Origin of the sequence: Dyadobacter sp. CY323, from assembly GCF_021390245.1 — a bacterium.
GTDB lineage: Bacteria > Bacteroidota > Bacteroidia > Cytophagales > Spirosomataceae > Dyadobacter.
This window is the reverse complement of sequence record NZ_JAJUXH010000013.1, coordinates 42563-56128: the sequence shown is the minus strand read 5'-3', so window position 1 is coordinate 56128 and position 13566 is coordinate 42563. Positions and strand designations below refer to the sequence as shown.

At 47.6% G+C, this 13566-nt stretch carries 11 protein-coding genes; 7 read left to right on the top strand and 4 right to left on the bottom strand.

The window, feature by feature from the left end; genetic code table 11:
• Positions 1-13 precede the first annotated feature (13 nt).
• Complete coding sequence (locus tag LZG72_RS18930; protein WP_233876012.1) at positions 14-1171, bottom strand: acyltransferase; 1158 nt, start codon at positions 1169-1171, stop codon at positions 14-16.
• A gap of 136 nt (positions 1172-1307) precedes the next feature.
• On the opposite strand from LZG72_RS18930, the gene LZG72_RS18925 reads away from it, so the two are divergent.
• The 3 genes from LZG72_RS18925 (at position 1308) to LZG72_RS18915 (ending at position 3873) form a co-directional block, all read left to right on the top strand.
• On the top strand, positions 1308-2147 hold the full coding sequence (locus LZG72_RS18925) for an AraC family transcriptional regulator (protein ID WP_233876010.1): 840 nt from the start codon (positions 1308-1310) through the stop codon (positions 2145-2147).
• A gap of 105 nt (positions 2148-2252) precedes the next feature.
• Positions 2253-3236 carry a type I glyceraldehyde-3-phosphate dehydrogenase gene (locus LZG72_RS18920; RefSeq protein WP_233876008.1) on the top strand — a complete coding sequence of 328 codons (984 nt, stop codon included), beginning with the start codon at positions 2253-2255 and terminating at the stop codon, positions 3234-3236.
• A gap of 37 nt (positions 3237-3273) precedes the next feature.
• The gene (locus LZG72_RS18915) at positions 3274-3873 is read left to right on the top strand and encodes a pyridoxamine 5'-phosphate oxidase family protein (protein ID WP_233876006.1); all 600 of its coding nucleotides are present in this window, start codon (positions 3274-3276) and stop codon (positions 3871-3873) included.
• A gap of 49 nt (positions 3874-3922) precedes the next feature.
• On the opposite strand, the gene LZG72_RS18910 is transcribed toward LZG72_RS18915, so the two are convergent.
• Together LZG72_RS18910 and LZG72_RS18905 are read right to left on the bottom strand one after the other, a co-directional pair.
• Positions 3923-5164, bottom strand: a complete 1242-nt coding sequence (locus tag LZG72_RS18910) for an inositol-3-phosphate synthase (protein WP_233876004.1) — start codon at positions 5162-5164, stop codon at positions 3923-3925.
• Positions 5165-5404: 240 nt separating this feature from the next.
• Positions 5405-5848: an energy transducer TonB gene (locus tag LZG72_RS18905; RefSeq protein ID WP_233876002.1), complete on the bottom strand. Its 444-nt coding sequence runs from the start codon at positions 5846-5848 to the stop codon at positions 5405-5407.
• 144 nt (positions 5849-5992) lie between these two features.
• On the opposite strand from LZG72_RS18905, the gene LZG72_RS18900 reads away from it, so the two are divergent.
• Positions 5993-6952, top strand: coding sequence for an amidohydrolase (locus LZG72_RS18900; protein WP_233876000.1), 960 nt, complete (start codon positions 5993-5995; stop codon positions 6950-6952).
• Positions 6953-6985: 33 nt separating this feature from the next.
• Here the strand turns inward: LZG72_RS18900 and LZG72_RS18895 are convergent, their stop codons facing one another.
• The gene (locus tag LZG72_RS18895; protein WP_233875998.1) at positions 6986-7681 is read right to left on the bottom strand and encodes a hypothetical protein; all 696 of its coding nucleotides are present in this window, start codon (positions 7679-7681) and stop codon (positions 6986-6988) included.
• 397 nt (positions 7682-8078) lie between these two features.
• On the opposite strand from LZG72_RS18895, the gene LZG72_RS18890 reads away from it, so the two are divergent.
• From LZG72_RS18890 to LZG72_RS18880, 3 genes are all read left to right on the top strand, one after another.
• Positions 8079-8732: an RNA polymerase sigma factor gene (locus tag LZG72_RS18890; RefSeq protein WP_233875996.1), complete on the top strand. Its 654-nt coding sequence runs from the start codon at positions 8079-8081 to the stop codon at positions 8730-8732.
• 69 nt (positions 8733-8801) lie between these two features.
• Positions 8802-9851, top strand: coding sequence for a FecR family protein (locus LZG72_RS18885; protein ID WP_233875994.1), 1050 nt, complete (start codon positions 8802-8804; stop codon positions 9849-9851).
• A 168-nt stretch (positions 9852-10019) separates the two neighbouring features.
• Complete coding sequence (locus LZG72_RS18880; RefSeq protein ID WP_233875993.1) at positions 10020-13562, top strand: TonB-dependent receptor; 3543 nt, start codon at positions 10020-10022, stop codon at positions 13560-13562.
• The last annotated feature ends 4 nt before the right edge of the window (positions 13563-13566 follow it).

Here is a 13566-nt window from a genome sequence, read left to right as displayed (position 1 = left end):
TTCCGGAGGTTTTCTAAACGACTTTGCTGACTCCCGGAATCTTCAAAACCAGGTTACCCAGCAAAAAGCTGAATGCAACGCCGAGTGGCGCCACGATCAAAAGTTTGATGGCCGGATCTACGGTCCAGCTTCTCAATAAAAGTGATAATGCAACCAGCACGAACGGATGCAGTATGTACACGGCGAAGGCGCAACGGGACATTTTGTTCATGAATCCGGAGGGTATGTTCAACCTTTTTTTTCCAAACGCGAGCAATGCGGCCATGATCGCTATACCAACCATTTGTTCCCAGAATGCGTAGAGAAATGCTGGGATATGCCATCCGCCGACAAACCATTCGAGTGGCTGACCAAAGACGATCTTGAGAGAAAAAATAACCGGAAATCCAATGACGATCATGCAAACGATGAATATTCCCAGCTTCCGGTAATGCTGCTGGTCGACCTGCTCGATCCATTTGTTTGCGGCAGCGATTAATCCAAAGATAAATACGACAATGTACTGCGGAAAATGCCCGAGCTGGAAACCCAGCGGCTCTAAAACCCAGCCGACCGGAAAAACGGTCCGTACCAAAAAAGTCACTGCTGCCAGCAAAACGGAGAAAGTCATAACCTGAGTAATGGATGGAAGTTTCCAATCTTTCAATTCACGCTTGAAAATCGTTGTCCAGGCGACGTAACACAATGTAAACAGCAACAAGGCTACTACAAACCAAAGGACACCGACATTGATCCACCCATCATAACCCGATAAAAACCGGGTGAAAGTAATGTCGTGTTCCCCTGCATACCTATAGACAAGAAAATTCATGATCGTCGCCTGGACGAACGAGTAGAAGATCAATGGAATGCCCAGTCTGAAAAACCGGTCTTTAACGAAAACCGCAGTTCCTTTTCGTTTCAGGGAAGCGGGAATAAAAAGTGCGGAAAGAAAAAAGAAAAAGCCCATAAAAAAGGATTGGTCGGTGCTTACGAGCATGGTCATCGGGACGACTGCGCCGATCCGTTCCGTTTTCTCGAAATAATACCAGCCGCCGGGCGCTCCGTAAGTTACCAGGGCATGATGCACGATCACGACAGCAGTGAGCAGCACTTTCAAATGGTCGATATAAACGATTTTGCCTCCGGGATGTTCGGGAACCAACGCGGATGGAGTAGTGGGAGCGGACATGATTACAAGGTTATAGCCGAGCTCCAAATTACAAAAAGACAGCCAACTTTGGCATACCCTTGTCCCTGGTCACTTTCCAGCCACTTGTTACCTTGCAATTTCGACGCAGTAAATTATTTTTGAGAAAAAAGGTATTATGGTTTACGAGAATTCGAATGAAATCCTGAGTCTTTACGAGCTTGATGCCAGCAATAGCGACTTAGTTTGCAACGTGCGCGACACGGATATGACATTCATCTGGAATGTGGCCGAGCGCATGGACATTACCATCGACAAGGTCCCTTTTCGACTCTCCAAAAATCAGATCGTCTTTCTGACGGAGTTTCACCGGATCGACGATATTGAAATCGAGTCTGCGCGGATGGTCAGGTTTAACCAGCCTTTTTACTGCGTAGTGAATCACGACAACGAAGTAGGCAGCAAAGGACTTTTATTCTTTGGCGCGACGGGCGTGCCTGTCATCACCGTGGATAAAAGCAGTGTGCGGGACTTTGAGCTTTCGTGGGAGATGATGATCTCGGAAATGGGCAAAAACGACATTTTGCAACAGGATATGCTGCAAGCGATGTTGAAGCGAATGCTGATTCTTTCGGTAAGGATATTGAGACGATCCAACAATCTCAGTAAGCTTGACAAAACCCAGAGCGAAATCGTCCGGGAGTTCAATTACCTGGTGGATAAGCATTTTGCCACACACCATAATGTGGCTTTTTATGCATCGCAGCTTAACAAATCGCCTAAAACACTTTCCAATCTTTTTTCGCTGGTATCGACCCGCACGCCGTTGAACATCATCCACGACCGGATCATGATCCACGCCCGGCGGCAGATCAATTACAGCAACCTGTCTATAAAAGAAATCGCCTACGAGCTGGGCTACGACGATATTCAGACGTTCAGTCGTTTTTTTAAAAGCAAAGAAGGCGTGTCGCCTGGGCATTACCGGGAGCGATTGCAGCAGCCGATGTTACAATAGGGAAAAATTGCCAACTGGACGGGAATTGTTGACTAACATAAGTATTTAAACAGGATGCAAATTTGAGTGATTAAATCAACGTGATTTTTAACTCAAAACAGCATCATGAAAAAAATAGCAATTAATGGTTTTGGTCGTATCGGGCGAGCCGCATTGAAAGTCATCTTTGAAAACAATGACCTGGAAGTGGTAGGTATCAATGACTTGATGAGCATTGAAAATGCCGCCTACCTTCTTCGATATGACAGCAATTATGGTAAATATGAAAAGGAAGTCCAGATCGAAGGCGATACGCTCATTGTCGGCGGTAAACCGGTCAAATATCACAGCATTCGAGAAATCGAAAACCTGCCCTGGAAAGCACTGGACGTAGATGTGGTGATCGAAAGTACAGGCTTTTTCACCACCAATGCCGATGCCGAAAAGCACATTGCTTCCGGCGCGAAGTTCGTGGTGATCTCCGGCCCGACCAAAGACACGCCAACCATCGTGCATGGCGTGAATACCGAGGCCGGCAAGGTTTCGATCTTCTCCTGTGCGAGCTGTACCACCAATAGTATCAGCCCGGTGATCGAGATCCTTGGCCGCAGGCTCGGGATCAAAAAAGCCATTCTGAACACTACACACGCTTATACTGCCTCGCAAACTTTGGTGGATGCACCTTCCAAAAGAGAGCCGCGCATGGGCCGTGCAGCGGGCATTAACCTCGCCCCGGCAGCCACGGGAGCAGCTATTGCGACTACCAAAGCATTGCCGCAATACGCAGGTAAGTTCGACGGCATCGCCGTTCGGGTGCCGGTGCCGGTAGGTTCCATTTCCGACATTACGTTTATAGCCGAGCGTCCGACGACGGTTGAGGAGATCAACCAGATCCTCACTGAAGAGGCTGCGACGGAACGGTATGAAAAGGTTGTGGCCGTAACCGACGAGCCGCTGGTTTCTACCGACATCGTAAAAAGTCCTTTTGCCGCGACTGTTGACCTGGAAATGACGCGGGTGGTAGATGGCGATTTAGTGAAAGTAATGGCCTGGTATGACAATGAATGGGGTTTTACCAATCAGATGATCAGACAAATCCAGTCACTTTAATGCAAAACGGGCCCGGCCTGACTCAAACTTTACTGCCATGAATTACTCCAAGCTTGCATTTACCGACGGAATTAAAGAGATCCAGCAAAGAATGGGTAGCCGCAATAGCTACGAGCGGGTGGAAAAAACGAGTTTCAGAGATGGTTTGACGGCCGTGGAGGCCAATTTTATCGGCCAGATGGACAGCTTTTACATGGCTTCGCACGGGGAGAACGACTTCCCGTACATCCAGCATCGCGGCGGGCCGAAAGGTTTTATCAAAATAATGGACAGCCAGACCATTGGAATCGTCGATTTTAGTGGGAACAGGCAATATATATCCGTTGGAAATATCGTCAGGAACCCGAAAGTGTCGCTGATCCTGGTCTCATACCCGATGCAGGCCCGACTGAAAATTTATGCCGAAGCAGAAATCATAGAGATCAGCGAGAACCCTGATCTCTATGATCTGCTCAAACCCGAAGATTACAAATTCCGGCCCGAAAGAATGCTGATTTTTCACATCAAAGCCTATGACTGGAACTGCCCGCAGCATATCACGCCCAGATACACGGAGCAGGAAATGGAGCCGATGCTGCAAGAACAAAATGCATATATCAGGAAGCTGGAAAAGGAAATTGAAGCTTTTAAAAGTTGAGTGTTTTTGTCCTGACGGCACCGTTTTTCTATATCCCCCAATCCATGCATTACAGACCTGCAAACATGGGCCTGAAAGATTTTATTCGACAGCTAAAAACCTTGGCAAGCTGCTTTCTGGTCGATTCGGTCAATTGACGTTTGGCCAATGCGTGGCATTCGTAGATCGCGTCGCTGAACATCATTTGCTCGGGCGGCGTTTTTTGGGTCGAAGCCGACGGCCCGCGCAATGCACCGACCAGTCCCATTTCACGCGCCACATACACATAACGGATCGCGTCGATCACCACTCCCGCCGAATTGGGCGAATCCTGAACCGAAAGCTGCGCATCCAGAATCACCGGTGAACCCATGAAACCTTCCAGTTCCAGGCGGAAATTGGCCACTTTATTATCCCCATAATATGCGATGTATTCCGAAGGTCCGGCATGTAAAAAACTGTCATGCGTGGATATGCCGCGAATGTCATTTTGAGCGCGGATCACATTCTCTTTGGAGATCTTTTTAGATTTTAGTCGTGCCTTATCTTCCATATTCAGAAAATCGGTATTACCGCCCACGTTGCGCTGAATGTGTGCTTTTACGTGATGTCCGCGCTCGAATGCCAGTTCCTGAAGCATTTGAGATACAATGCTTGCCCCAAACTGACTACGCATATCATCCCCGATAATCGGGATGCCGGCTTCCACGAAACGCTGCTCCCAAGTACTATCCGAAGCAATGAAAACCGGAATGCAGTTGACCAGCGAAATGCCCAGTTCCAGACAAATCTCCGCATAAAACTCCGTAGCAAGCTGTGAGCCCACGGGCAGGTAATTAATCAGAACCTCAGCTTCATGTTGTTTCAATTGCGCAACGATCTGCCCGCGTAGTGACGCCACATTTTCTTTGTCAAACTGCGCGTCTTGCGTCAGCATATCAGTTTGTTCCAAAGATTTTTTCACTAAAAAGCGGTTATCTTCCGGATAGGCCTGCATTTGTGGAGAAACGCCGTCCAGGACCGGTGAAGCGTAAACCGGAGCCTCGGACCGAATGTCGCTGTTTAAGACGATCGTGCAGTTGGGTTTTGCGAAAATGGCGTCTTTCAGAGGTAACCCGATCTTTCTTTCATCCACATCAAATCCACAGACAAACTCAATATCGGCAGCTTTATAACCGCCAATATCATCGGCCATTAACCCCGATTTCTGATCCGTATATTTTGTATAGTATTCAACGCCCTGGACCAATGAACTGGCGCAATTTCCAACGCCGACTATGGCAACTTTGATCCTTCCCGATCTATGCGACATTTGTATTATTTGTTTAATTTTTGATTTTATAAACAAAGCAGATTTTCTTCATTTTAATTCGAACAAAATGTGCCTCTAAATGCAAATAAAGTCGCTTTATGTGAGAGTTTCAATTTTTAACCTAAATTAATGCAAACGTTTGCATTAATTTTCTGAAAGTTGCACTATTAGTATAAGCCAAGCTGATGCGGTCACAGGTTTTTTTGAGAGGATTAAATAAGGACAGCGAAAAAAAAAGTGTCAGCGGATCTGAACAGGCAGGTCGTACCTAAATGAGACCGTGCGACCTCTTTGTTTGGCCGGAAGCCAGGCAGGCATATTTTCAATCACTTTTACGACTTCTGCGGCAACGGCATCGTTTTTCGCTTTCAATACCTCGATACTTTCGATATCACCGGTTTCAGTGATGACGAATCTGGTCAAAACCCATCGCTTCTTCGACTTTTTGCCAGCATCGGCGGGAAGTTTCAGATGGTCGTCCAGGTACTTTTGCAATGCTTCGTTTCCACCCGGGAATGTAGGTGGCTGTTCCACTACAGTAAAAATCTTGGGCGGATTGGACGTAGCACGTCCGTCAGCGTCCGACTGTGCATGGACCGAAAGTACGGAGGCCAGCACAAACAAGAACGTGGCTGTGAACCGGCTGCCTGGGCCGGGTTGAAGCGATTTTTTAGTTTTTAGCATACCTAATGAAGTTATATGTACAATCCTGTTTCTTTAAAAATGAAATTACAACTGGTAAAACAGAATATTGCTACCAGTGAGTAAACTCCGGCAGGAAATCGTTTTGAATTGTTAACTGACATTTACCCACCTACTGTTTTGCCCATGAACCGGAGAAAATTCCTTGCCTTGTCCGCCGGTATCCCTTTTGCTGCCAGCCTTCCATCGCTGACCTCGGCACCAAACGCGTCCATTCCCATTATCGACACGCACATACATTTGTTTGATCCGACGCGTCCCCAAGGTGTGCCGTGGCCGGATAAAAAAGATGAAATCCTTTACAAACCGGCACTACCTGAGCGTTACCGCAGTATTGCCGGGCGGGCTGGGGTTGTGGGTGCCATTGTCGTGGAGGCCAGTCCGTGGCTTGAAGACAACCAATGGGTCCTGGACACGGCAGCAAATGATAAGATTATCGTCGGGGTGATTGGTAACCTCGAACCAGGTAGCCCGGACTTTCCAAAACATCTGGAACGCTTTCAGAAAAACCCACTTTTCCGTGGCATTCGCAATGGGAATCTTTGGGGGAATGATTTTTCCGGGAAGCTGAGTAATCCCAGGTTTATCTCGGACATGAAATCGCTTGCGCAGAATGGATTGGTACTCGACACTGCAAACCCGAATCCCAAGCTGCTGGCTGCGATTGTGAAGCTTACCGATCAGGTGCCGGATTTGAAAGTCGTCATAGATCACTTGCCCCAGATGGCCATTCCGGAAGATAAAGCGGTACAAAAAACGTATGAAGCCGATCTGCGGAAGCTCGGGCAAAGGCCAAAAGTGTATGTAAAAATCTCTGAGGTTTTACGCAGGGTGAATGGAGAGATCCCCACGGCATTGAGTTTCTACCGCGCACGCCTCGATGGACTTTACGATATATTTGGTGAGAACCGGCTGCTGTTCGGCAGCGATTGGCCGAATAGTGATCACTGGCTGCCTTTTGAAGATGGACTGAATCTCGTGCGAACTTATTTCATGGAAAAAGGCCAGGCTGCCGCAGAAAAGTATTTCTGGAAAAATTCAGTTGCCGCATATAACTGGCAGAAACGCGACGCGACTCAACCTTAGTCAGCAGCCTGGAACCCTTTTTGCTTTCGTCGATTACTTGTTTTCGAAGTGATCTACGAGGATGTAATCCACTTTTTTATCCTTGAAATAAACACCAACCTGATCAATCGTGTCCTGCGATTCGGGACGGTAAGTAAAGGTCCATGGAAGACTTGCTTTTTGAGGGTCGTACAATGCGTAGGTAAGCCGCGTAGTGAGCACCATGCGCTCGAATTTGTTTGCAAACTCAGGCTTTTTACTGATCGCAAGAAGTTTGTCATATAGCACTTCGGATTGATCGCCGATCACAATGGCTTCCCGACGATCTATCGTTTCAGGCCATTGCGTGAGTTCTTTGCGATTATTCAGCGTGATGCTTTTCACCTTTCCGGATTCGAGTTGAAGTTGGACGCCTGTTTCAGAATCAAATTTTCCGTCAAGAACAAGCCAGTCAAAATGGGGAATGCGGTTTTTCAGATCAGTCACATCGGAAAAGTAGTTATTGACCCCACCCAGATAGGTTACTATTTTCTTCTCCCGGTAATCTTCCAATACGGTAAAAACAGCATCAGACGGACTACCGATCGAAATGCCCCGGTAACTTCCGGTTGAAATGCTATCCCGGCCTAAGAATTTGACCGTGTAGGTGGGCTCTGGACCCGTAAGTTCCGGGCCCGGATTATCCGTACTGCACCCACCTGCCGCCAGTATAACAAAGATTGATACGCCTGCAATAAAATGGTTTTTCATAATTAAGATTTAGGACTGATAACTTCCTGGTGACGTGATCATGTCTGAATTGGTTGTAACCTCTGGTTGCTATTTTTGTAATAAGACCAGTATTTCGAACTGACAAATGCCCGTTGTCGACCACAGAAGATCAGATCCGGGTAGCGTGCCCGACTCCTTATCGCGTTAAGTTGAAAATATTTACTGTCAATAAAATTGTTATAATAGACTGATAAGCAAATGTTTAAATAGTAATGTAGAAGTTATTTGCAGGTATGACCCAAAAAAAAGTTAAAAATATTCTATTTTTTTTCAGGACTTATAGCACTAACCTGTCTCTTTATAGCTGAATTGGAGGTTGATTAGCTTCAGTCAAGAATTTTTATAAAATATTTTGTATTTCAGGGAGTAGGTACCGATGCTTAATCAAAATACGAAGTCATTCCGCCCATCAGAGGCACTTCTCTGGCAAGAAGAGGCTGATCTTTGGCAGGCGTTCAAGCAAGGCGACAGAAAGGCCTTTGGCTCCATGCTGGACATGTATTATCCATTGCTCCTGAATTACGGGGTACGGTTTCAGAACGATCGGGAATTTGTGAAAGATTGCCTGCACGATCTCATACTGGACCTTTGGAACCATCGTGAAAAGCTCGATGACGTACGGTTGGTGAGGGTGTACCTGTTGAAGTCGCTTCGAAGAAAACTTCTGCGCGAGTCGAAGCGCCTTAAATGGTTCAGAGAGGCCAACGAGGTGACGGAGGACTACGCATTCGAGGTGCAGTTTGCAATCGAATCCTACATGATTTCCAACGAGGTAAAACACGAAGATCTGATGAAACTTCAGGTTAATCTCGAAAAGCTTACGAAACGACAGAGGGAAGCGATTTATCTCCGTTTTCATCAGGAAATGGAGTATGAGGACATTGCGGGGATCATGTCGATCCACCAGCATTCGGCAGTCAACCTGGTTTATGAAGCGCTCAAATTGTTGCGTAGAAACTGGTTTTTAGCAGCTGCGACCATTCCCATGTTGTTTTTAAATGCAAATCTGCCTGGCGGACCGTTGGGCTGATCACCAATTAGAAAAGAACAGTAGTAAGACAAGTTCGAAACCCGGGCCGCAGTCACGATGCTATATAAGATGAAAAATTACACCAATTACAAGACAGAAGATTTTGTTCAGGATCATTATTTCAGAAAATGGGCGCTGGGGAAACTTGCCCCGGAAGACAGTTTCTGGGTTACCTGGCAGGATGCGCATTCGGAACAATTTGAAGACATTGAGCAGGCAAGAAATATGGTCATTGCGTTTCAATGCGAGGAGTTTGTGACAGACCCGGTGGAGGTACGGACCGCTATCGATGCAATTTTGACCGAATCAAAAAGATACCGGTTGCAAAGCCTCTATCAGAATCGGGTCTTTAAGATCGCCGCTTCCCTGCTGCTGATCGCCGGCCTGAGTGTATGGTATTTGCACTGGGGCGGAGCGAACGCCACTGAAATGGCAGCCACTGATGTGGAAGTAAATGACGGGTCGCTGCCCAGGACGATCAGGCTAAGCGATAGCAGCATCGTTACCCTGTTTCCAAAAAGCGAACTGCGCATTGCCGCTGACTTCGGAAAAGCCCGCCGGGAGGTTTTCCTGACGGGAGAAGCATTTTTTCATGTCGCCCGGAATACAGAAAAACCCTTTTACGTTTATGCGGGAGAGGTAGTCACAAAAGTGTTGGGAACGAGCTTCAATGTGAAGGCTTTCACTTCCGACGAAAAGGTATCAATAGCTGTACGGAAGGGCAAGGTCACGGTATTTAAACAGGATTTGAACGGCAATGCGCCGACCGGACTTTCCGGGGAAATCATACTGGTACCCAACCAGCAGGCGGTGTTCGAGAAAAAGAGTGAGCGTTTGATAAAAACACTTGTGGAGAATCCCATCGTCTTGGAAGAGCAGGAACTCGCGGAGGTGCTTGAATTTTCAGATACGCCCATTCCACAGGTGTTGCATAAGCTGGAACATGCATATGGCGTGAAAATCGTCTTTGACGAACAGCTCCTGGAAAACTGCAATTTCACTGCAAGCTTAACGAACGAACCCTTATTTGAAAAGCTCCATATGATTTGTGAAACGATCCAGGCCCGATATGAACTTGTGGACGGCCAGGTAGTAATCTACGCCAGAAAATGTAACTGATACTGTCTATGAATTTATAACCAAACAGAACTTGCCGGCAATGCAGCCCGGCCGCTAACCCTGGAAATATCCTGTTTTATAACACCTGCCGCCGGCGCGTGAACGGTACATCCTTGTCTCAAATTTTACCAATCAAAATAAACCACCTAACCCAGACAATTCTAATCTATGAACAGAAATTTACTGATCCCGCTGATCATTAGGACATCGTTTAAGCAGATAATGCTGGCGATGATCTTCGCAGGATTGAGCTATGCGACAGTAGCCCCCGGGCAGGAGCTGCTGGAAAAATCTCTTTCCATTCAGATGACTGAAAAGTCACTTAAATCGGTGTTCCTGGCCATTGAAAATCAGATTTCAGTGAAATTCGTTTACTCGCCGAAAGCCATTCAAGCTGAAAGACGAACCAGCTTGAATGTTCAGAACCAACCATTAAAAGTGGTTTTGGATATGGTTTTAAAACCAATGAGTATCAACTACCGGGTTGTCAGAAATCAGATCGTGCTCAGTCCCGAGGCTATGGAGCCTTCGCCCGATGCACAGCCTAAAAGCTCTGAAAATGTCCCGCTTGACACATCCCCGAATAGTTCGGGTAGTGTTGTGGATTTCATGCTGACGGGCCGTGTGACCACCGACAAAGGGGAGGCGCTTCCGGGTGTAAGTATTTTAATCAAAGGGACCCAGCAGGGAGCTACTTCGGATGTGGACGGGAAATTCAGCCTGTCCGTTCCAAATGCCGGCGCGGTACTGGTTTTCTCATTTGTGGGTTACCTGACCCAGGAGGTTACGGTCGGAAACCGGACCAAAATGGAGGTGCTGCTTAAAGTGGATGAGAAAATACTCGATGAGGTAGTGGTGGTAGGATTCGGAACCCAGAAAAAACAAAGCGTGGTAGGCTCCATTGTGCAGACCACCAATGAGCAACTCAAACGCTCTGGTAACGTAACGGATTTGAAACAAGCCCTCACAGGACAGCTGCCGGGACTTACGACCATTACGTCGAGCGGTGAGCCCGGCGGAACGGCAAACGGAGAAAGCGCGACGCAGATTTTTATCCGCGGACGCAATACCTGGAACGGCGGGCAGCCATTGATTATGGTGGATGGGGTAGAACGTGCAATGGAAAATGTGGACGTCAGTGAGGTTGCCACCATTTCTGTACTTAAGGATGCATCGGCGACAGCCGTTTTTGGTGTAAAAGGTGCTAACGGTGTGATTTTGATCACGACCAAAAGAGGCTCCGTTTCGAAGCCGCAGCTTTCGGTCACCTATAATGCAACTGCGCTGACCGTGTCCAAGCTCCCCGAAAAACTCGATTCCTACGAAGCGATCATGTTGCGAAACGAAATGATCGAGCGGGAAGGATTACTCAGTCCGGTGTCGTGGGGCGACTATGTGCCTTACGAGGTCGCATTACGCTACAAAAGGCCTCAATCGACAGCAAATGAGCTCCTTTATCCGAATGTAGACTGGAAAAAAGCGATGTTCAAGGATGTTTCCTGGTCGCACCGTGCCAACATGAATGTGACCGGAGGTACCAAGTTTGTCAAGTATTTTGGTTCTCTCTCTTATCTCAATGAGAGTGACATGTTCAAGAAGTATGACAATCACAAAAACTACGATCCGAGCTACGGGTTCAACCGGTTCAACTTCCGCAGTAACCTCGACGTCCGGCTCACTCCCACAACCAATGTAAAGATCAATCTGGCGGGATATTTCAGTCAGAAAAATACCAGTTATACCTATTCCAATACCACATCCGGCGGCAATCCGCTGGCCTGGGCGGCTGTATACCGGTTTCCGCCGGATGTGATTTTGCCGCAATATCCGGATGGCAGCTGGGGCCAGAACTATGCCCTGCCTCCGGAGCAGCTGCAAAACCCGGTCGCGCTGATTTACAATACCGGGGTTTGGCAGCGTCGCGAAGTGGCGTTGAACTCGGATTTTACCATTGAGCAAAAACTGGATTTTATCACCAAAGGTTTGAGTTTCACCGGGTCTTTGTTTTATGACAACAGTGTTCAGACGGTGGGCGGCATCGGGGATAGCGACAATGTAAGGCCGGAAAGTAACCTGCTCGGAAAAATAGTCTATCCCGGACTCTACACGGGCGGAGATCAGGATCCGAGTGAATACACCCAAACGACGCCGGTGACAGCAGCTAATGCATTCGACTGGGTGGTAAACCCGTGGACGGTCAGGCCGGAAGAGGTCAATTCCACATTCACGGGCTATTTGCCGATACGCAGGAGGTTGATGTTCCAGCTACAGACCAATTATGCCCGTGACTTTGGAAAGCATCATTTTACGGGCTTAGCCTTATTTAAAAGAGAGCAGTCGGCTGTCGGCAGCATGTTTCCGAGTTTCCGTGAAGACTGGATCGGCCGGGTAACTTACGACTACGACTCGCGGTACCTTTTTGAGTTCAATGGCGCATATAACGGTTCGGAGAAGTTCGGACCAGGCTATCGGTTCGATTTTTTCCCATCGTATGCACTGGGATGGTTGGTATCCAATGAAAAATTCTTCAAAGTCGATTGGATTAACCATTTGAAATTCAGGTACAGCGCGGGAACTGTGGGTGATGATGCCGGCGGATCTCGCTGGGCGTATCAATCTCAATACAGCTACGGAGGTTCAGGGATTTTGAATGCAAACCCAAATGAGAAAAGTCCTTACATCTGGTACAAAGAATCCAGTGTAGGTAACCCGAACATTCACTGGGAAAAAGCGCGCAAGGTGAATTATGGTGCGGAGCTCGGCGTACTGAACGATTTGATGACGGTCAATTTCGACTATTTTACAGAAGACAGGACCGACATCGTAATAGGCGGGACACAGCGGGCGATCGCTCCGTATTTTGGTGCGACCCCGCCTGCTGCGAACCTGGGACATGTGAAATCAAAAGGATTTGAACTTGAGTTAAAACTCAATAAACGGTTCGGTTCCGGCCTGACGCTCTTTGGTAATTTCTCTTTTACCCATACCGAAAACTCCATTCTGAACAGGGACGATCCGGCTTTGCAGGTGGCATATCTGAAACAGGCCGGTTATCAGATCGGGCAGGCGAGGACGCAGCTCAGCACCGGATTCTATAATACCTGGGATGATGTGTTTGCCAGCGTACCTCAGCAGACCAACGATCTGGCGAAGCTTCCGGGCTACTATAACATGCTGGATTTCAACGGGGACGGAATGATCACAGGAAACGATGATACAGTTCCATATCAATATTCCGAAGTACCTCAAAACAACTACAATGCAACGGTCGGAGCGGGGTACAAAGGCTTCAACGTGATGGTGCAGTTTTACGGCGTAAATAATGTGTCGAGAAGCGTTCCGCTGGATAACTTTTACCTGTACCAGAACGTCCTGTTCTCCCATGTGCGGGACCATTGGTCCAAGGACAACCCGGATGCGACCTCATTTCTGCCAAGGTGGAAATCGCAGGGACAGTTCATCGGAAATTATTTTCTGTATGATGCTTCTTACGTACGCCTTAAAACCGCTGAGGTCTCGTACAGTTTCCAGAAGCCAGCTCTGGGCAGAATGGGTTTCTCATCTCTGCGCCTGTTTGTAAATGGCAACAACCTGATTTTCTGGTCGAAGTTGCCTGATGACAGAGAGTCAGCTTCCTCTGGCGGGGCGGCAAATGCAGGAGCTTATCCTACGCCGAGGCGCTTCAATATTGGTGTTGACTTAACTTTTTAATCTA